The organism is Pseudoduganella rhizocola (assembly GCF_045984285.3).
In the GTDB taxonomy this organism is placed as follows: Bacteria; Pseudomonadota; Gammaproteobacteria; order Burkholderiales; family Burkholderiaceae_D; genus Rugamonas.
The window spans coordinates 288,259-306,628 of record NZ_JBJQIK030000004.1 but is presented as its reverse complement, the minus strand read 5'-3'; the positions used below and the strand labels follow the sequence as shown (position 1 = coordinate 306,628).

General features: G+C 64.1%; 22 protein-coding genes and 1 tRNA gene. 10 read left to right on the top strand and 13 right to left on the bottom strand.

The genetic code is table 11. The features are described 5' to 3' along the window. Nucleotides 1-37: 37 nt before the first annotated feature. The gene (gene gabD, locus ACJRPG_RS11730; protein ID WP_408000260.1) at nucleotides 38-1,486 is read left to right on the top strand and encodes an NADP-dependent succinate-semialdehyde dehydrogenase; all 1,449 of its coding nucleotides are present in this window, start codon (nucleotides 38-40) and stop codon (nucleotides 1,484-1,486) included. On the opposite strand, the gene ACJRPG_RS11725 is transcribed toward gabD, so the two are convergent. Then, a complete protein-coding gene (locus ACJRPG_RS11725) occupies nucleotides 1,487-2,530 on the bottom strand; it encodes an extracellular catalytic domain type 2 short-chain-length polyhydroxyalkanoate depolymerase (RefSeq protein ID WP_408000259.1) in 1,044 nt (347 codons plus the stop codon). A gap of 163 nt (nucleotides 2,531-2,693) precedes the next feature. Here ACJRPG_RS11725 and ACJRPG_RS11720 point away from each other — a divergent pair, with 163 nt between their 5' ends. After that, complete coding sequence (locus ACJRPG_RS11720) at nucleotides 2,694-3,293, top strand: glutathione peroxidase (RefSeq protein ID WP_408000258.1); 600 nt, start codon at nucleotides 2,694-2,696, stop codon at nucleotides 3,291-3,293. Here the strand turns inward: ACJRPG_RS11720 and ACJRPG_RS11715 are convergent. Beyond that, entirely contained in the window at nucleotides 3,290-3,685 is a 396-nt protein-coding gene (locus ACJRPG_RS11715; RefSeq protein ID WP_408000257.1) for a rhodanese-like domain-containing protein, read from the bottom strand. The two genes, ACJRPG_RS11720 and ACJRPG_RS11715, sit on opposite strands and share 4 nt — an antisense overlap. A 94-nt stretch (nucleotides 3,686-3,779) precedes the next feature. On the opposite strand from ACJRPG_RS11715, the gene ftrA reads away from it, so the two are divergent. Further along, nucleotides 3,780-4,751 carry a transcriptional regulator FtrA gene (gene ftrA / locus ACJRPG_RS11710; protein WP_408000256.1) on the top strand — a complete coding sequence of 324 codons (972 nt, stop codon included), beginning with the start codon at nucleotides 3,780-3,782 and terminating at the stop codon, nucleotides 4,749-4,751. 53 nt (nucleotides 4,752-4,804) lie between these two features. Continuing rightward, entirely contained in the window at nucleotides 4,805-5,164 is a 360-nt protein-coding gene (locus ACJRPG_RS11705) for a DUF1428 domain-containing protein (RefSeq protein ID WP_408000255.1), read from the top strand. A 1-nt stretch (nucleotide 5,165) separates the two neighbouring features. Here the strand turns inward: ACJRPG_RS11705 and pabB are convergent, their stop codons facing one another. Genes pabB through ACJRPG_RS11685 form a run of 4 tightly spaced genes read right to left on the bottom strand, consistent with a single transcriptional unit; the run spans nucleotide 5,166 to nucleotide 9,162 of the window. Next, the gene (gene pabB / locus ACJRPG_RS11700; RefSeq protein ID WP_408000254.1) at nucleotides 5,166-6,986 is read right to left on the bottom strand and encodes an aminodeoxychorismate synthase component I; all 1,821 of its coding nucleotides are present in this window, start codon (nucleotides 6,984-6,986) and stop codon (nucleotides 5,166-5,168) included. Then, the gene (locus tag ACJRPG_RS11695; protein WP_408000253.1) at nucleotides 6,983-7,855 is read right to left on the bottom strand and encodes a DMT family transporter; all 873 of its coding nucleotides are present in this window, start codon (nucleotides 7,853-7,855) and stop codon (nucleotides 6,983-6,985) included. Before ACJRPG_RS11695 ends, pabB begins: the two co-directional genes overlap by 4 nt. Then, entirely contained in the window at nucleotides 7,852-8,418 is a 567-nt protein-coding gene (slmA, locus tag ACJRPG_RS11690) for a nucleoid occlusion factor SlmA (protein WP_408000252.1), read from the bottom strand. Before slmA ends, ACJRPG_RS11695 begins: the two co-directional genes overlap by 4 nt. A 24-nt stretch (nucleotides 8,419-8,442) precedes the next feature. Continuing rightward, nucleotides 8,443-9,162, bottom strand: coding sequence for a pyrimidine 5'-nucleotidase (locus tag ACJRPG_RS11685; protein ID WP_408000504.1), 720 nt, complete (start codon nucleotides 9,160-9,162; stop codon nucleotides 8,443-8,445). Between the two features lie 29 nt (nucleotides 9,163-9,191). On the opposite strand from ACJRPG_RS11685, the gene ACJRPG_RS11680 reads away from it, so the two are divergent. Further along, entirely contained in the window at nucleotides 9,192-10,085 is an 894-nt protein-coding gene (locus tag ACJRPG_RS11680; RefSeq protein WP_408000251.1) for a TraB/GumN family protein, read from the top strand. Between the two features lie 7 nt (nucleotides 10,086-10,092). On the opposite strand, the gene ACJRPG_RS11675 is transcribed toward ACJRPG_RS11680, so the two are convergent. Both ACJRPG_RS11675 and argB read right to left on the bottom strand, forming a co-directional pair. Further along, nucleotides 10,093-10,167: transfer RNA gene (locus tag ACJRPG_RS11675), tRNA-Thr, on the bottom strand. A 45-nt stretch (nucleotides 10,168-10,212) separates the two neighbouring features. Beyond that, the gene (gene argB / locus ACJRPG_RS11670; protein WP_408000250.1) at nucleotides 10,213-11,139 is read right to left on the bottom strand and encodes an acetylglutamate kinase; all 927 of its coding nucleotides are present in this window, start codon (nucleotides 11,137-11,139) and stop codon (nucleotides 10,213-10,215) included. 112 nt (nucleotides 11,140-11,251) lie between these two features. On the opposite strand from argB, the gene ACJRPG_RS11665 reads away from it, so the two are divergent. Next, the gene (locus ACJRPG_RS11665; RefSeq protein ID WP_408000249.1) at nucleotides 11,252-11,449 is read left to right on the top strand and encodes a cysteine-rich CWC family protein; all 198 of its coding nucleotides are present in this window, start codon (nucleotides 11,252-11,254) and stop codon (nucleotides 11,447-11,449) included. On the opposite strand, the gene ACJRPG_RS11660 is transcribed toward ACJRPG_RS11665, so the two are convergent. Beyond that, the gene (locus tag ACJRPG_RS11660) at nucleotides 11,430-12,410 is read right to left on the bottom strand and encodes an extracellular catalytic domain type 1 short-chain-length polyhydroxyalkanoate depolymerase (RefSeq protein WP_408000248.1); all 981 of its coding nucleotides are present in this window, start codon (nucleotides 12,408-12,410) and stop codon (nucleotides 11,430-11,432) included. The genes ACJRPG_RS11665 and ACJRPG_RS11660 overlap by 20 nt on opposite strands. Nucleotides 12,411-12,572: 162 nt before the next feature. Here ACJRPG_RS11660 and ACJRPG_RS11655 point away from each other — a divergent pair, with 162 nt between their 5' ends. The 4 genes from ACJRPG_RS11655 (at nucleotide 12,573) to ACJRPG_RS11640 (ending at nucleotide 15,256) form a co-directional block, all read left to right on the top strand. Continuing rightward, a complete protein-coding gene (locus ACJRPG_RS11655) occupies nucleotides 12,573-12,788 on the top strand; it encodes a DUF1289 domain-containing protein (RefSeq protein ID WP_408000247.1) in 216 nt (71 codons plus the stop codon). A gap of 4 nt (nucleotides 12,789-12,792) precedes the next feature. After that, nucleotides 12,793-13,239 (top strand): hypothetical protein, encoded by a 447-nt coding sequence (locus tag ACJRPG_RS11650; RefSeq protein WP_408000246.1) that lies wholly within the window; start codon nucleotides 12,793-12,795, stop codon nucleotides 13,237-13,239. Further along, complete coding sequence (locus ACJRPG_RS11645) at nucleotides 13,236-14,147, top strand: MBL fold metallo-hydrolase (RefSeq protein ID WP_408000245.1); 912 nt, start codon at nucleotides 13,236-13,238, stop codon at nucleotides 14,145-14,147. The genes ACJRPG_RS11650 and ACJRPG_RS11645 overlap by 4 nt, the downstream gene beginning before the upstream one ends. A 152-nt stretch (nucleotides 14,148-14,299) precedes the next feature. Then, nucleotides 14,300-15,256 carry an NAD(P)H-dependent flavin oxidoreductase gene (locus ACJRPG_RS11640; RefSeq protein ID WP_408000244.1) on the top strand — a complete coding sequence of 319 codons (957 nt, stop codon included), beginning with the start codon at nucleotides 14,300-14,302 and terminating at the stop codon, nucleotides 15,254-15,256. Between the two features lie 4 nt (nucleotides 15,257-15,260). On the opposite strand, the gene ACJRPG_RS11635 is transcribed toward ACJRPG_RS11640, so the two are convergent. From ACJRPG_RS11635 to ACJRPG_RS11620, 4 genes are all read right to left on the bottom strand, one after another. Next, entirely contained in the window at nucleotides 15,261-15,839 is a 579-nt protein-coding gene (locus tag ACJRPG_RS11635; RefSeq protein WP_408000243.1) for a hypoxanthine-guanine phosphoribosyltransferase, read from the bottom strand. A gap of 61 nt (nucleotides 15,840-15,900) precedes the next feature. Further along, on the bottom strand, nucleotides 15,901-17,154 hold the full coding sequence (locus ACJRPG_RS11630; RefSeq protein ID WP_408000503.1) for a phenylacetate--CoA ligase family protein: 1,254 nt from the start codon (nucleotides 17,152-17,154) through the stop codon (nucleotides 15,901-15,903). Then, nucleotides 17,154-17,507: an MmcQ/YjbR family DNA-binding protein gene (locus ACJRPG_RS11625; RefSeq protein WP_408000242.1), complete on the bottom strand. Its 354-nt coding sequence runs from the start codon at nucleotides 17,505-17,507 to the stop codon at nucleotides 17,154-17,156. The genes ACJRPG_RS11630 and ACJRPG_RS11625 overlap by 1 nt, the downstream gene beginning before the upstream one ends. 7 nt (nucleotides 17,508-17,514) lie before the next feature. Continuing rightward, nucleotides 17,515-18,324, bottom strand: coding sequence for an ABC transporter ATP-binding protein (locus ACJRPG_RS11620; RefSeq protein ID WP_408000241.1), 810 nt, complete (start codon nucleotides 18,322-18,324; stop codon nucleotides 17,515-17,517). Nucleotides 18,325-18,370: the final 46 nt, after the last annotated feature.

The following is an 18,370-nucleotide window of genomic DNA, read 5'->3' as shown; positions in this document are numbered from 1 at the left end:
GTAAGCGTCTTACTTTCCCACCAATGCGGAGACCACCATGCAATTGAAAGACCCCAGCCTGTTCCGCCAGCAAGCCTATGTGAACGGCGCCTGGACCGATGCGGACAATGGCGAAAACTTTGCCGTCACCAATCCGGCCACCGGCGAACACCTGGGCACGGTGCCGAATATGGGCGCCGCCGAGACGCGCCGCGCCATCGAGGCAGCAAATGCAGCCTGGACCGCGTGGCGCAAGAAGACCGCCAAGGACCGTGCCGCCGTCCTGCGCAAATGGTTCGACCTGATCACCGAGAATGCCGATGACCTGGCGCTGCTGATGACCACCGAGCAGGGCAAGCCGCTGGCCGAAGCCAAGGGCGAGGTAGCCTTCGGCGCCTCCTTCATCGAATGGTTCGCGGAAGAAGCCAAGCGCGTGGCGGGCGATACGCTGGCCAGCCCCTGGCCTGACCGCCGCATGATCGTCACCAAGGAGCCGATCGGCGTCTGCGCTGCGATTACGCCCTGGAACTTCCCACTGGCAATGATCACCCGCAAGGCGGGCCCGGCGCTCGCCGCAGGCTGCCCGATGGTGCTCAAGCCCGCCGAGGCAACGCCGTTCTCGGCGCTGGCGCTGGCCGTGCTGGCCGAGCGCGCCGGCATTCCGGCCGGCGTGTTCAGCGTTGTTACCGGTTCGCCGAAAGAGATTGGCGCCGAGATGTGCTCGAACCCTATCGTGCGCAAGCTGAGCTTCACGGGTTCCACCGGCGTGGGCCGCATCCTGATGCAGCAGTGCGCGCCGACCATCAAGAAGCTGTCGCTGGAGCTGGGCGGCAATGCTCCCTTCATCGTGTTCGACGATGCGGACCTGGATGCCGCCGTGGAAGGCGCCATCGCCTCCAAATACCGCAACGCGGGCCAGACCTGCGTGTGCGCCAACCGCATCTACGTGCAGGATGGCGTGTATGACGCCTTCGCGCAGAAGTTTACCGCTGCCGTGGAAAAGCTCAAGGTCGGCAACGGCGTGGAGCAGGGCGTCACGCAAGGTCCGCTGATCAACGAAGCGGCCGTGAAGAAAGTGGAAGAGCATGTGGCCGATGCACTGTCCAAGGGCGGCCGCCTGCTGACCGGCGGCCAGCGCCATGCGCTGGGCCACAGCTTCTTCCAGCCGACCGTGATCGCCGATGTCAGCAGCCAGATGAAGGTGGCGAGCGAAGAGACTTTCGGCCCGCTGGCGCCGCTGTTCCGCTTCAAGACCGATGAGGAAGCCGTGGCGCTGGCCAACAGCACCGAATTCGGCCTGGCCAGCTACTTCTACTCGCGCGATGTGGGCCGTATCTGGCGCGTGGCGGAAGGCCTGGAGTCGGGCATGGTGGGCGTGAATACCGGCCTGATCTCGAACGAGGTGGCTCCCTTCGGCGGCGTGAAGCAGTCCGGCCTGGGCCGCGAAGGCTCGAAGTACGGCATGGACGATTACCTCGTCATCAAGTACATCTGCCTCGGCCTCTGATCACGGCAAACCGGTCAGGCGCTCGGTCATGCGCTTGACCGCCCGCATCTGGCGGCCGGAACGCTCGGCGTAGCTCCGGTCGTCATAGCCCCACCAATCCCAGCACGCGTTCGGGTTCATCCACGTGGCCGCGGCCTGGGGATAGAGCACGAGTATGCGGTTGCTGTCCGCCCAGTTGTTGTAGCCCGCGTTGCGGATGTGCGCATCGCCCACCAGCGCCACCGTCTGCTTGCAGCCATGGAAAGCCACATGCAGCCTGCAATCCTGCGCCTCGCCTTCACAGCCCGGCGGCACGTAGAGATAGCCGGTGGCCGCCATGCCGTGGCTGCGCGCATCGCTGATGAACTCTTCCTGGCTGAACTCGACGAAGCGGCCTTGCGGCGTGCTGCCTTGCCGCGGGTTCAGGGTGCCGTAGATCCAGCCCAGCAGTTCGCCCGCCCCGTCGAGGGCGCAATGGTTGATCCACGGCGCGCCCAGTGTGCTGCAGTGGTTGCCGAAGAAGTCGGTGGGAACCGCATGCTGGGCGCTGGGGTGCGTGCGGTAGCTGATGTTATCCACAGGAACGAAGTTGCGGTAGTAGTCGCGCAGGTCATTCATGACCGGCGTTGGAACCACGGTATCGCCGTGGCCGGAGAACAGCCACACCCTGTGGTTTGCCAGGTTCGCCGTGGCGTCGATCAGTTCGTTTGCCGCGTTCCGTTTCGTGATGTCGGCCAGCTGGCTCACACTGGTGCCGCCCGGCGCTACGCCGCACCATGGCGTGCCGTTGGTACAGCTGCAGATCGAGGTCGCCGTGCCCACGTTGCCGCGCGCGCAGAAATAGGGGCCGCCCGCAATGATGCCGGCGCCGACCACGCTGCTGGAATAGGCCACCTCGAACTGCACGGCCATATAGCCGCCTGATGACAGTCCGGAGACCGAGAGCTGCGAGGCGCGCATCGGCGGCAGGTTGCCGGTCCGGGCCTTGATTGGCGCGGATGCTGCGCTGGCGAGAATGGCGATGACGGCGAGCAGCCGCAACAGGTGAAGGGTGAGGGCTTTCATGGCAGCTCCTGTGGGCGGGAATGGAAACCGCAACTTTGAGCGAACGCAAAAGCGGGCGCTTAACAACGATCAAAAGTTTGAGCGGAACTAAAATGCGGTGTCCAGCCGAGTGCGTTGCTTTGGCATACAATGCGGTGATCCCGATTCCTTCGAGGCCCCCACCATGACTATCGCCAAACCTTTCGTTCTCGCTGTCCTGAGCCTGTCGGCTGCGAGCGCTTTCGCCCAGTCGCCGGCGCCTGCCGCCCCCGGTGCGCCACTGGCAGCGGCCCGCCCAGCCAGCTGCCCGGCCATCCTCAAGCAGACTTTCAACCGCCTGCAGGACGAAGCGCCGCAAGACCTGTGCCAGTACGCGGGCAAGGTGGTGCTGGTAGTGAACACGGCCAGCTACTGCGGCTATACCAACCAGTATGAGGGCCTGGAGGCGCTGTACGCGAAATATGGGCCGAAGGGCCTGGTGGTGCTGGGCTTCCCGTCGAATGACTTCGGCAAGCAGGAGCCGGGTACCGGCAAGGAAATTGCGGACTTCTGCTTCAACACCTATGGCGTGAAGTTCCCGATGTTCGCCAAGTCGGTGGTGTCCGGCCCAACGCCGAACCCGCTGTATGTGAACCTGATCAAAACCACCGGCAAGGCGCCGGCCTGGAACTTCCATAAATACCTGATCGACCGCAACGGGAAGGTCATTGAGAACTTCCCGTCCAAGGTCACGCCTTCCGACAAGCAGCTGGTGAGCGCCATCGAGAAAGCGCTGGCAAGTTAATCGCCCCTGGCAAGGGCAAAGCCCTCATCCAGCCAGCCCGTGATGCCGCCCGTCATGATCTTGACGCGGCGGCCCAGTTTCGCCAGCCGGATCGCGCCGCGCGCCGCGCCATTGCAGTGCGGACCGGCGCAATAGGTAACGAACAGCGTATCAGCCGGGTATTTCGCCAGCTTCGAACCGATGATCTTGCCATGCGCGAGGTCCACGGCGCCGGGCACATGGCCTTCGCGAAACTTATCCGTGCCGCGCACATCCAGCAGCACAAAATCCTGCTCCGGCGTGCCCATCACGCTGTGGACGTCCCAGCAATCGGTCTCAAAGGCAAACTCGCTTTCGAAATGCGCGAGCGCCGCTTCGCTGGGCGCGGCAGGGACGGCGGTAACGATCGACATCTTTTGCTCCTTGGTGATGAAAGTGAAGCCATTATCGGTGCGCAGGCCCCGGCCGGGCAGTGGCGCATATGCCAATATGCGTTAAGATTGCGCCATGAACCAACGCCACCTTGTCGTCGCACTGGCCTATGACAGGCTCTGCACCTTCGAATTCGGCTGCACCGTCGAGCTGTTTGCGCTCGAACGTCCGGAGCTGGAAGTGGCGTGGTATGACTTTGCCGTCTGCGCCGTCGAACCCGGGCCGATCCGTGCGGCAGGCGGCATCACGGTGCAGGCGCCTTATGCGCCGGAACTGCTGGAGCAGGCCGATACCATCATCATCCCCGGCTGGCGCGATGCGGACGAGGCGCCGCCGGAGGCCCTGCTGGTGCAGCTGCGCGCTGCCTACGCGCGCGGCGCGCGCCTGTGCTCCATCTGTTCCGGCGTTTTCCTGCTGGCGGCGGCGGGCCTGCTCGACGGCAAGCGCGCCACCACGCACTGGCGCTATGCCGAGCGGTTGGCGCGGCGCTACCCGAAAGTGCAGGTACTGGAAGACGACCTCTATGTGGACGAGGGCCGGCTGATCACCTCCGCCGGCTCCGCTGCCGGGCTGGACATGCTGCTGCACCTGGTGCGGCGCGATTATGGCGCGCGTGTCGGCAATATGGTCGCGCAGCGGCTGGTGGTGGCGCCGCACCGCGAAGGCGGCCAGGCCCAGTTCCTGCCGCGCCCCATGGCGCATGATGAACAGGGCAGGCTGTCGCGCCTGATGGATTACCTGCGCAGCCATCCGCATGGCGAACACAGCATCAAATCGATGGCCGGGCGGGCGGCCATGAGCGCGCGCACCCTGCAGCGCCAGTTCCAGGAGGCAACCGGCATGGGCCCCATCGAGTGGCTGACGCGCGAGCGCGTGGCCATCGCCAAGGATTTGCTCGAATCTCCCGAGCTGCCGCTGGCGCAGGTGGCCGAACGTGCCGGCTTCGGTTCTGAAGAATCCCTGCGGCATCATTTCCGCCGCATTGCCTCCACTACACCCGGCGCCTACCGGCGCGCTTTCCTTGTCACCGCAACGGCGCAGGACTAAGCTGGCGGGATACCTGCCGCGTGCGCAGGGGTATTCAACAGGAGGAGGGCATCATGGCTTATGTCGACGGATTTGTCACCCCGGTTCAACGCAGCAAGCTCGAAGAATACAAGGCCCTGTCCGCACAGGCGGGCGAGGTGTGGCGCGAACATGGCGCGCTGGAGTTCCGCGAATGCATGGGTGACGATGTGCCTGTGGGTAAAGTGACTTCTTTTCCACAGGCGGTGCAGCTGCAGGAAGGCGAAGTGGTGTTCTTCTCTTACATTACCTATCCCTCGCGCGAGGTGCGCGATGCCTGCAATGCAAAGGTAATGGCGGACCCGCGCCTGGCGCACATGATGGATCCCGCGCAGCTGCCTTTTGACGGCAAGCGCATGTTCTTCGGCGGCTTCGAAGTGGCGGTCGACCTGTAGCTCAGGCCAGGCTTGCGCGCAGGGTGCCGCGCAGGGCGTTGCAGACCACAATCTCTTCGGCCTGCAGCAGCATTGCGCGGGTGATGACGGCTTCACTGGCGCCCCAGGCGTCCAGAACCACGGCGCGCATGACGCCTGGCAGCAGGCCGCCGGACAGCGGCGGCGTAAGCCATTTGCCGTTCACCTTGACGAAGACGCTGCTGCGGCCGCCCTCCGTGAGTTCATCGCGCTCGTTGAAGAACAGCTTGTCGAAGCCGCCTTCGGCCTCTGCTTCCTTCCACGCCGCGTCATACTGTACGCGCAGCGTGGTCTTGTGGCGCAGGAAAAGCTCGCTGGCGCTGGTGCGCTGTTCGGCCAGGAACACGCGCACCGGCTGCTGCAGTTCCTTGAGCACGCCGGTCTGCACGGCGAAGGCGCCGGCCGAATTCATCGCCAGGCGCAGGCGGTGCGGCGTACTCGCCGGCAGCCCGTTGCAGGCGATGGTGATGTAGGCACGGGCCGCCGCTTCGTCCCAGCGGAAACCGAAGTAGCGGGCGGAAGCAGCGAGGCGCTGCAGGTGGCGCTCCATGTGGCGCGGGCCCTGTTCGCGCGTGGCGTACATGGTTTCGAACAGCTCGAAATCGTTGGAGAGGCCAGTGAGGAAGCGGGCCTTCAGCTGGCACTCGGCAAATTCCTCTTCCGGCACGCTGTCGTGCACGATGCCTGCGCCGACGCCCATCTCGCCGGCGCGCACGCCGTCCTCCGGCGCCTGGAGCGAGAGGGTGCGGATCGGTACGCTGAGGCAGAAATTGCCGAAGCCATGCTGCGCCGGTTCGAACCAGCCGATGGCGCCGGTGTAGATCCCGCGCGGTGCGCTTTCCAGTTCGGCGATGATCTCCATGGTGCGCCGCTTGGGCGCGCCGGTGATGGAACCGCAGGGATACAGGGCGCTGAAGAGTTCCGCCAGCGTGACCCCGTCGCGCAGCTGCGCCTCAACGGTGGACGTCATCTGCAGCACGCTGCTGAAACGCGTGACCTCGAACAGCGACGGCACCCGGACGGAGCCCGTCTTTGCCACGCGGCCCACATCGTTGCGCAGCAGGTCCACGATCATCAGGTTCTCGGCGCGGTTCTTCATGTCCGCAGCCAGCGCGGCGGCGCGGCGCGTGTTCTCGGCGGCCAGCGCCTCGCCTTCGAAATCGGCGGGAGACGCGGCGGGCGCCGTGCCTTTCATCGGCCGCGTGGTGAGCTTGCCCTGCTCATGGCGCACGAACAGCTCTGGCGACAGCGAGACCACGGCGCTGCCATCTTCCAGCTGGATCAGGGCGCCGTACGGCACCGGCTGGCGCACGCGCAGGCGCTGGTAGAGCCCGAACAGCGAGCCAAATGCGTCGAAGCGCAGGCGGTAGGTGTAGTTGACCTGGTAGGTATCGCCCGCGGCGATGTATTCGCGGATGCGGTGGATGGCATCGGTGAATTCCGCCTGCGTGACGCTGGCGCGCAGTCCCGCCACGCCGGCCGGACCCGTGTCCGCCGCCGCATGCACGGCCAGCCACTGGGCGACCTGCTCCTGCGTCAGCAGCTCGCATTGTTCGAACAGCAGGAACTGCGCATAAGGTAGCGGGGAAGCTTGCTGCACCACGCCGGCCAGCGCACCGCCGAGTTCATAACTGCATACCGCCACCGCGAACTGGCCGCGCGCCAGCGCCGCCTGCATCGCATCGAGCAGCTGCGGCCATTGCGCGATATCGCGGCATACCAGGGTGCCGGCATGGCCCGTGAACAGGCGGGAGACGCGGCCGCTGCCGGCGTCATCCAGCAATGCAAAGCATTCGACGCTCATGTTGAGTTACGTTTCGACAGATAGATGCCGCACAGGAGCAGGGCGCCGCCAGCGATCTGCCATGGGCCGATGCGTTCGCCGAAAATCGCCAGCGCCGCAAGGGCCGCCGTCAGCGGCTGGATCAGCAGGCTCACCGATGCCAGCGACGCAGGCAGGTGTGCGAATGCATAGGCTATCACGGTCTGGCCGCCGATCTGCGCCACCAGCGCCAGCGCCAGCAGCGGAATCCAGCCCTCCGCGTTCGGGGGCAGGAAGGGGCCCGGCATCAGCAGCGCGAGCGGCAGCAGGATCACTGCGCTGATGGTGGTGCTCCAGGCCATCAGGCGCGCGGTGGAATAGCTCTCGCGGCAGTCCTTGATCACCAGCTGGTAGCCCGCATAGAACACGGCGGAGAAGAAGCCCAGGCCATCGCCCATCAGCTGGGTGGAGCTGGTGCTGGCGCTGGGGCCGATCAGCAGCACGGCGCCGCCCAGCGCTACCGCCATGCCGATCAGGAAACCGTTGGAGAAGCGTGTTTTGTAGACGAAGAACAGCCAGATCGCGATGAACAGCGGCGTCATGTTCGACAGCAGGGTGGCGTTCGCCACCGTGGTGTAGTGCAGCGCCAGGTGCCAGATCGCCAGGTCGCCGGCAAAGAACACGCCGGACAGCACGAGGATGCGGCTCAGGTCCGTGCTCAGGCCCGCTGCCGCATCGCTGCGCGCGGTGGCGAAAGCCCAGGCCCAGAGCAGGGGCGAGGCCAGCGCCATGCGCCAGAAGGCGGAGGCGATGGGGTTCACGTCCGAAAGGCGCATCAGGATGCCGGCAAAGCCGATCGCCATGCCGCCCACCAGCAGGGCGCCGAATGCCACAGGAGAGAAGGACTTCATCCGAGCAGGATCGCGATCTGCAGTGCGGCGTCCTGCGAAGGGTTGGCTTTGAATCCGCTCTTGGCGTAACGGTGCCAGCGGCCCAGCACGAAGCTGAGGAGCAGGTTGGCGCGCGCCGCCACATCTTCCTCACGCACCGCCGAAGCGAGGCGCAGCGCCTGTTTCAGGGCCAGCTCCACACGGTCGTAGAACTGGTTCATGCGCAGCTGCAGGCGCTCGTCTTCGTTGACCAGGGCGTCGCCCGTCATCACGCGCGTCATGCCCGGATTATTGGAAGCGAATTGCAGCAGCATGGAGAGAATGTCATGCGCCTGCGCCAGGCCGTCCGGCTGGCGCTCGGCGATCTGGTTGATCAGGCCGAACACGCTGGACTCAATGAATTCAATCAGCCCCTCGAACATCTGCGCCTTGCTGGCGAAGTGGCGATAGAGCGCGGCCTCCGACACATCCAGCTTGCGCGCCAGTGCTGCGGTGGTGATCTTCTCCCCCTTCGGGTGCTCCAGCATTGCTGCCAGTGCCTGGAGAATTTGCAGCTTGCGTTGGCCGGGCGGTGTGGTTGCCATGATTCTCAATATCGAAAAGATAATTCAGCGAAGACGTGCCAGGCGTGCCGGCAGGCGTTTGACAGATTTTACTTTGACATCGACCCATGCGGGGCGGTGAAGCCGCTGCGGCGGGTGCGCGGTGCCGATCGGATCACCCACTTTCAGGTATTGCGTGACCCATACCGTGCCCAGGCCCAGGGCGTGCGCCGTGCGCAGGTTGGCCAGCGTGTCCTCCACCAGGATGCAGCGCGACGCTGTGGCGCCATGGCGACGCATCACCTTGCGCAGCAGGAGCTTGGAGGGCTTGGGGCGCAGCTGGCGGTGTACGCGCATCGACTCGATGGAGATGTGGTTCTCGAAATGGCGCTGGATGCCCATGTGGCGCAGTACCGCCGTGGAATAGCGGTGCGGCGCATTGGTCAGCACGATCTTCTTGCCGGGCAGGCGTTTGAGCATGCGGCCCAGGCCTTTCTCATGCCGGATCATGGACAGCAGGTCTTCCATGTGGTGTGTCTCGCGCAGGAAGTGCTCCGCCTTCACGTTGTGGTGCTTGATCAGTCCCAGCAGCGTGGCGCCGTAGCGCTTCCAGTACAGGGTGCGCGCCGCATTCACCTGCTCGATGCCGGCGGGCGTGTCGCCATCTCCCAGCACGCGCGCGATGTAGGCATTCATATTCGCCATGATCGCCGGGAAGATCGCGTGCGAAGCGTTGTGCAGGGTGTTATCGAGGTCGAACAGCCAGACCGGCGCGGAAGGTTTAATATTCACGTCCAAATGACACAAAGGAAGATATGCAACGCCTGATTATAGTGATCTTTTGCGGACTGCTCTGGCTAACGGGCAATCCGGCATGGGCGCAGACCCGCGGCGCGCTGTTCAAGGCGGAGCAGGGCGGCCATGTGGTCTGGCTGTTCGGCACCATTCATGTGGGCTCGCCGGACTTCTATCCGCTGGAGCCGCGCATGATGAAGGCGCTGGACGAAGCGAGCGTGCTGGCGCTGGAGGTCGATCCTCTGGGCGACCAGAACCAGCTGATGCTGGCCATACGCGAACATGGCATGTACCAGAACGGCCGCGGCCCGGCCATCAGCGACCTGCCGCTGGCCTACCAGCCGCGCCTTGAGCGCCAGCTGCAGCGTTTCGACATCGCACGCGCCGCAGTCATGCCGATGAAGCCGTGGATGATTGCCAGCCTGCTCGCAGTGAGTGAGTTCGCGGCGCAAGGCTACAAGCCGGAACTGGCGGTGGATGCATGGCTGTCGCGCGAAGCCCGTGCCCGCAAGGTAAAGGTCGTGGAGCTGGAATCGGCGGCAGGCCAGATGGCGCTGTTCGGCCGCATGCCGATAGCCGACCAGCTGCGCTTCCTGCAGGAGAGCATCGATGCCATCGACAGCAAGGAGCAGGCCGACGATGCGCGCGCCATCGCTGAGGCATGGCGCAAGGCCGATATCGCAGCCTTCGACGCGATTGCCCTGAAAACGGAAACGGACCAGACCTTTTCGGGCCAGTTCGTGAAGCAGGTGCTGCTGGACGGGCGCAACCCCGCGCTGGCGGATGGCATCGGCAAATTGCTGGCGCGCGAAAAGCGCAGCATCGCCGCGATCGGCGTCCTGCATCTGGTCGGTACCGGGAGTGTTCCGGAACTGCTGCGGAAGAAGGGTATTGCGGTGGAGCGGGTGTACTGAAGGGAAGTGGTGCCCTTGACGTGGATTGAACACGTGGCCTCTCCCTTACCAAGGGAGTGCTCTACCACTGAGCTACAAGGGCATTCACGTTTCGCGGCGCGGTGGTGTTCGTTGCGCCGCAAAATTTTTAGTGAGACCGGATCATAGTGCCAAAAGCCTGTTCGGTCAATACTTCCAGCAACAAACTGTGTTCAATCCGCCCGTCGATGATGTGCACCGTGTTCACGCCGCTCTTGGCGGCGTCCAGTGCCGATGAAATTTTAGGCAGCATGCCGCCGGAGATGGTGCCGTCGGCGAACATCTCGTCGATTTCGCGCGCGGAAAGGTCCGTCACCAGGTTGCCGTTCTTGTCCTGCACGCCGGCGATATTGGTCATCATGATCAGCTTTTCGGCCTTCAGGATCTCGGCGATCTTGCCCGCCACCACGTCGGCATTGATGTTGTAAGCCTGGCCATCCTGGCCGAAACCGATAGGCGAGATGATAGGAATGAAGGCGTCGTCCTGCAGCGCCTTCACCACCGCCGGATTGATGGCGTCGATTTCGCCCACGAAGCCGATGTCCAGGAACTGGCCCGGATTGTCCTTGTCCGGCATGGACATCTTGCGGGCGCGGATCAGGCCACCGTCCTTGCCGGTCAGGCCCACGGCCTGGCCGCCGTAGTGGTTAATCAGCATGACGATATCCTGCTGCACTTCGCCGCCCAGCACCCATTCCACCACTTCCATGGTTTCTTCGTCGGTGATGCGCATGCCCTGCACGAAGGTGCCCTGCTTGCCGATTTTCTTCAGCGCGTTGTCGATTTGCGGACCGCCGCCGTGCACCACCACCGGATTCATGCCCACCAGTTTCAGCAGGATCACATCGCGCGCGAAGCCGTGCTTCAGGCGGTCCTCGGTCATGGCATTGCCGCCGTATTTGATGACGATGGTCTTGCCGTGGAAGTTACGGATGTACGGCAGAGCTTCCGCCAGGATCTGCGCCTTGATCGCAGGGGAGACTGCGCTCAGGTCGTCGGCGTTGTCGGAGAGGCTAGCGTTGCTCAGTTGGGTCATGGCGGTTCCGGTAAAGATATTTCTGCAATTTTACAGCCAACAGCGGGCTTCAAGAGCGCATTATAGGGCCAAGCGCTTGTAATTTCCGGCCGGAGTGTCTACGCTGGGCCGTATGACTATCTGCAAACGCTGCGGCCTTGAATTCCATTGCGCGATGAGCGATCCCGGCCCGGACGGCAAGGCCGACACCCAGCCCTGCTGGTGCACGGCGATGCCGCCCGCGGTGCCGGTGCCCGACGCCGGCCAGGACGTCACCTGCTGGTGCCCTGCATGCCTGAAAGACCACATCGCTAAGCGCCAACAGTGCTGAAGAAGCGCATCATCTCGCGGCTCGCGTCCGGCCCCTTGCCATCTGTATAACTGCCGGCTGCGCTGCCGCCGGACCAGGCATGGCCTGCGCCGTGGATGATCCAGTGTTCTCCCAGCGGCGAGCCGTCCTCCAGCCAGTGCTTCACGCGCGTGTACTCGTAGCCGTCCGGCACCCGGCCAGCGACGGTGGAGGGCTGCACGCTGCCGCCTAGCGGATGGCTGCGCAGCCCCTGCGCAATCACCTCCTCGCCATTCGCCGGATGCACCGTCGTATCCTGGTCGCCGTGGAACACGATGACGGGCAGGCCGGCGCTGTTGGCCTGGCTGGCCGCGCCGCGCTTCATCGCGCTCAGGGCGGACGGCAGGTCGCGTGCTGAGGCGAAGGGCAGGCCGGAATGCACGCCCACGGCCGCAAACAGATCCGGATACAGCGTGCCGACCACCACGGCCATGGCGCCGCCGGCGGAAAGGCCGGCGATGAACACTTGCCCCGCCTGGACCGGGAAACGGCGCATCACCTGGCGCGTGATGCCGGCGATGATGGACGGCTCGCCCTGCCCGCGTTCCTGGTCCAGCGCGTTGAACCAGTTCCAGCAGCGCGAATTGTTGGCATTGCGCGACTGTGCCGGATACACCACAAAACATTGGCGCTCTTCGGCGACGGTGTTCATCTGTGTGCCGGCGGCGAAATCGTCGGGATCCTGGGTGCAGCCGTGCAGCATCACCAGCAGCGGCATGGGCTGGCCGCGCCAGGTGGAGGGAATGTAGAGCTTGTAGCGCCTGCTGCCGGCGCGGTTGCCGAAGCGCCCGTCCACAAAGCGCGCCCCGGGGGGCATCGATGCCGGGAGCTGTGCAGGTTCGCCCACGAAACGCAGGGCGGCGTCGGAAAGCCGCATGGTGCGGTTGAAGATATCCTGCGTCGTACGGCGCAGCTGCGACATGAATGGATGACGGATTCTCATGGAATCACCTCTGGAGGCTGATGGAATTCATTCGTCTCCTCTGCGCTCATGTTTGAACCCAGTATAGCCAAATTCGGCCCCGGCTGCGCTAACGTTGCGGCGCTGCATCGTTGTGCTTGCATTCGCGATAAAATACCGCTTGAACTTCAACTTCCAGCAACAATGAGCACTCCACTGCCCCCTGGCGCGCCTGAACTGGCGACGCCGGTGCCATCCCCCTGCATCAGCCTGTGCAAGATGAACCGCGATACCGGATATTGCGAGGGCTGCCTGCGCACGATTGACGAGATCATTGCCTGGTCGAAGTCGGACGATGAATTCAAGCGTGGCGTGTGGGCGGAAATCCGTCGCCGCGAACAGCTGATCGATTTTGAGTGAAACCATGAGTTTCTACCGTCCCGAACGTGTTGTGACCGGTCCGGCCTACGGTATGGGCTTCAAGGCCCTTGCCACGCTGGTGACGACGGCGCTCGTCGTTTATGCAGCGAGCATCGCCTGGCGCTTTCCGCTGCCGCAGTTCGGCATCGGCGTGAAACTTCTGCTGCTCGGCGCAGGCCTGATGCTGTGCGTAAGCTATTACTGGTTCCTGCGCGCGACCATCACCATCGATGCAGGCGGCATCCGGCAGACCTGGCTGTACGACAAGCACGTGGACTGGAGCGATGTGCGCGGCGCGAAAATGATCGGCATCCCCTATCTATCCTGGCTGTTCCCGCCGCGCCTTGTGGTGCGCACCGGATCGGCCTTCGCCACCTTCAACGGCGGCTCGCAGGAAGTGCTGGTGGAGTTCGCGAAGATATCGCTGGCCTTCCAGATGAAAAAACGATGAGCACTTTGCCTTCCTCCATCCACGTATTCGAGCGTGGATGGCTCTCGTCCAATAATGTGCTGGTAGTTGGCCGCCACGATACCGTGCTGTTCGACAGCGGCTACCTCACGCATGCGCCGCAGACGCTGGAACTGGTGCGTCACGCGCTCGCCGGCCGCCGCCTGGACCGCCTGTACAACACCCACCTGCACTCGGACCACTGCGGCGGCAACGCCACGCTGCAAGCCCATTTCGGCTGCGACACCTTCATCCCTGCTGCGGAAGAAGAAAAAGTGCGGCACTGGGATGAAGACAAGCTCACCTTCAAAGCGACGGGCCAGCAATGCGCGCGCTTCACGGTGGATGGCGTAGTCAATCCGGGCGATGTGCTGAAGCTGGGCGACGTGGAATGGCAGGTGCTGGGCGCGCCCGGCCACCATGCGCATTCGGTGATCTACTACGCGCCGGAGCACAAGCTGCTGCTGTCGGCGGACGCCTTGTGGCAGAACGGCTTCGGCGTGATCTTCCCCGAGCTCGAAGGCGACGGCGGTTTCGCCGAAGCGCGCGCCACGCTGGACCTGATCGGCATGCTGGACGTCAAGCTCGTGGTGCCCGGCCATGGCGCCATGTTCGAAGACATCGGCCCGGCCCTCGACCGCGCGCGCCGCCGCCTCGACTTCCTGTCGGCGGACCCCGTGCGCAACGCCGAATACGCGGTAAAGGTGATGCTGAAATTCCTGCTGCTCGAACGCCAGCAGATCAAGCTGGCGGACGTAGCCTCCCTGCTCGGCAACATGCCCGTGCTGGCCGAAGCCAACCGCCGCCACCTGCACAAGACGCCCGAAGAAATCGGCGCCTGGGCCATCAAGCAGCTCACCCGCGCCTGCGCCGCCCGCATCGACGGCGACACCCTCCTCAACGACGGCTGACACCTTGGGGTCAGACCCCTCGGTGTCATGTGACAGATGGGGTCTGACCCCATGGTGTCACAGGCGGGCTAGAGCGATGCGTCTAGAATTCGCACGATCGTACTTTTATCGGTCTATAATCGGCGGATTGATAACTTTTGTGCGAGTCTGTCATGGCCCTGCCTACGGTGCTGCAAAACCTGTCTCTTCCCGTCATCGCATCGCCGATGTTCATTGCCAGCGGGCCGGCCCTGGTGGCGGCGCAGTGCAAGGCGGGGATTGTGGGGTCTTTCCCGGCGCTGAACGCGCGCCCGGCCGAGCTGCTGGATACCTGGCTGACCGACCTGCAGAAGGAACTCGCCGATTACCAGGCAGCGCATCCGGACAAGAAGGTAGGCCCGATCGCCGTCAACCAGATCGTCCACCAGTCGAACGACCGCCTCGCGCATGATGTGGAAGTCTGCGTGAAGCACCAGGTGCCGATCATTATTTCTTCGCTGCGCGCGCCGCCGAAAGAGATGATGGATGCTATCCACAGCTACGGCGGCATCGTGATGCATGACGTGATCTCGATCCGCCATGCGGAGAAGGCGCTGGAAGCAGGCGTCGATGGCCTGATCCTCGTTGCGGCCGGCGCCGGCGGCCATGCGGGCACGCTGTCGCCATTCGCGCTGGTCGGCGAGGTGCGCAAGTTCTTCAAGGGACCGGTCGCGCTGTCCGGCTCCATCGCGACCGGTGACGCGATCCTGGCGGCGCAGGCCATGGGCGCCGACTTTGCCTATATCGGCTCGCGCTGGCTGGCCACGAAGGAATCCAATGTGAGCGACGCCTACCGTGACGCCATCGTGGAATCGGCTGCGGCGGATATCGTGTACACCAACCTGTTCACCGGCGTGCACGGCAACTACCTGAAGAAATCCATCGTTGCGGCAGGCCTCGATCCGGCAGCGCTGCCGGAATCGGACAAGAGCAAGATGAGCTTCGGCTCCGGCAGCGCCAAGGCCTGGCGCGATATCTGGGGCGCTGGCCAGGGCGTCGGCCTGATGGACGATGTGCCGGGCGTCGCCGAAATGGTAGAGCGCCTGAAGGCGGAGTACCAGGCAGCACGCAGCCGCCTGGCGCTGGGCTAGGCCCTTACGACTGTGGGCTCAGATCCTCGGTGCGGATCGCCCACAGGCCCGGCAGGTTGCGCCAGTAGCCGTAAACATCCATGCCGAAACCGACCACGAACTTGTTCGGAATGGTGAGGCCGACGATATCGGCCTTCACCGGCTTGCGCTTGCCGATGTCCTTGTCCGCGAAGACGGTGATGATCACGTCCTTTGCGCCCATATCCAGCAGGCGCTGCTTCACATGCGCCAGCGTTTCGCCTTCGTCGAGAATATCGTCCACCACGATGATGGTGCGGCCCGCAACGTTCTGGCGCGGGATCACCTTCCACACCACTTCGCCGCCGCGGTCTTCATCGCCGTAGCGCGTTACGTGGATGTAGTCGAATTCGAGCGGGAAGGCCAGCTGCGGCAGCAGGCTGCCGGTGAACACGACGGCGCCGCCCATGACGCCCAGCACCAGCGGGAATTCTTCTTCGTTTGCAAAGCGCGAGTTCAGGGTGTCGGCGACGGAGCGCACCGCGTCCTGCACGGCCTCCTTGCTGAAAATCTCTTCGGCGTTTTGCAGCAGCGCGCGGGCGCGGTTATGGTGAAAGTCTTGCATGATGATTGAACGGCAAGTGAACAATGCCTCAATTATCCGATATTCGAATTGGCTTGGCTAACTAGCTGTAATCACGCGCATCGTCGATGATCTTGCCGTCATTTGGCAGGCTTCCCCGTGCCACGAACTGCACATCGCCACGCAGCTTGGTCACGTCGCGGATGCAGGACACGATGGCGGCATCGTCGGCGCGGGACGGATCGTCCACCTCGCAATGCAGCGTCATGGTCTCATCGGCGATCTTGCCGGAGATGACGAGGCGCGCCTTGCCGATCAGCGGGTGGCGCCGCACGATCTCGTTCACCTGCGAGGGATGCACGAACATGGCGCGTACCTTGGTGGTCTGGTCGGCACGGCCCATCCAGCCCCGGATGCGCGTATTGGTGCGGCCGCAGGGGGAGGGCGGCATGTCCGTCATGATGGCGGAGAGGTCGCCGGTGGCGAAACGGATCAGCGGGTAGTCAGGGTTAAACACCGTCACCACCACTTCGCCTACTTCGCCCGGCGGCAAAGGCTCGCCGGAGCCGGGACGCACGATTTCGAGTATCACTTCCTCGTCCAGCACCATGCCCGGATTGAGCACGCCGCTGGTGCGCGTTTCGTAGGCGATATTGCCCAGGTCCGCAGAGGCGTAGACTTGCACCACATCCGGCACGCCGTGCTCGGCGAACCAGCGCCGCAGCGATTCGGGCAGCGCCTCCGCGCTCACCATGGCGCGCCGCACGCTGCTGATATCGGCGCCCATCTCGCGCGCCTTCTCGATAATGATCTTCAGGAAGGAGGGCGTGCCGACATAGGTGTCCGGCTTGAGGTCGGCCATTGCCTGCACCTGCATCTCGGTCTGGCCGCTGCCGGCCGGGATCACCGTGCACCCCAGATGCGCGGCGCCGGCTTCCACCATGAAGGCGGCCGGCGTGAAGTGGTAGGAGAAGCAATTCTGCAGCAGGCCGCCGGCGCGCACGCCGGCCGCGAACATGGGGCGGGAAAAGCGCCACCAGTCCGGCGCGCGGCCTTCGGCATCGAAGATCGGCCCGGGCGACATATAGATGCGCGAGAGCGAGCGCGGCGCGGTGCTGGTCAGCCCGCCGAACGGCTTATCGCGTTGCTGCAGCTCCTTCAGTTCCGATTTGCGCGTGACAGGCAGGCGTGCCAGCGCCTCGCGGCTGTTGATGCTGGCGGGATCGATGCCGTCCAGAATGTGCGCCCAGCCGGGCGCGCGCTTGGCCAGCGCCACCAGTCCGGGCAGCCGCTGCATCAGCTCGCGTTCACGCTGCGCGGGATCGCGCGTTTCGAGGCTGTCGAGCGTGTCGGCCATCATGCCGCTCCTTCTATTTCACGTTGCAGTTTCTTGGTCAGTTTGGCGAACACCAGTTCATGCGCGCGTTTCAGCATTTGCGCGGCTTCCGCATCGCTGACAGCCTTCAGGTCTTCGATCATCACCCACTTCGCGCGCGCCAGGTAGGGCGCAGGGATGATGCCCGGCCTGTCGGTCAGCTCCAGGAAGCGGTCATCATCGACCTTGAGGCTGATGCGGCTCGCACCGTCCTCGGCGCCCATGGCGGCGAACATCTTGCCGCCCACCGAGAACACAAGCGTCGCGCCCCATTTGATGTCTTCCGTGGCGCCGGGCAGCTTGCGGCAGGCTTGCTTTGCTTTGTTCAGGTTCATCGTGCAATCAGGCCAGCCAGCGTTTGCGGCGGCGGTAGAATTTCATGTCGCGGAAGCTCTTGCGGCCCGCACCGGACACGCCGAGGTAGAACTCCTTCACGTCTTCGTTATTGGCCAGTTCCGTGGCCTCGCCTTCCATCACCACGCGGCCGTTTTCCAGGATGTAGCCAAAGTCCGCATAGCGCAGCGCCACATTGGTGTTCTGCTCGGCCAGCAGGAAGGACACGTTCTCCTTCGTGTTCAGGTCTTTGACGATGCCGAAGATTTCGTCCACGATCTGCGGCGCGATGCCCATCGAAGGCTCATCCAGCAGGATCATCGAAGGTTTCGCCATCAGCGCACGCCCGATGGCGCACATCTGCTGTTCGCCGCCGGAGGTGTAGCCCGCCTGGCTGCTTCGCCGTTCCTTCAGGCGCGGGAAGTAGTGGTAGACCTTGTCCAGCGACTCGCGAAGTTCGGCGCGGGAGGCGCTGCGAGTGTAGGCGCCCGTCAGAAGGTTCTCCTCGATGGTGAGGTGGCCGAAGCAGTGGCGGCCTTCCATCACCTGCGACAAGCCGCGCTTCACCAGTTCATTGGGCGTGAGCTGGTCGATGCGCTCGCCCTTGAACTGCACTTCGCCCTTGGTTACGTCGCCGCGCTCTCCACGCAGCAGCGTGGAAATGGTTTTCAGCGTGGTCGATTTGCCGGCGCCGTTCGCACCCAGCAGCGCCACGATCTTCCCTTGCGGGACCTGCAGCGACACGCCCTTGAGCACGAGGATGACGTGATCGTAAATCACCTCGATATTGTTCACCGACAGATAAGGCATTGTGGTCATCTTGATGTCCTTGCACCGGCGCGGCCGCAGCCGCGCCGGTGTCATT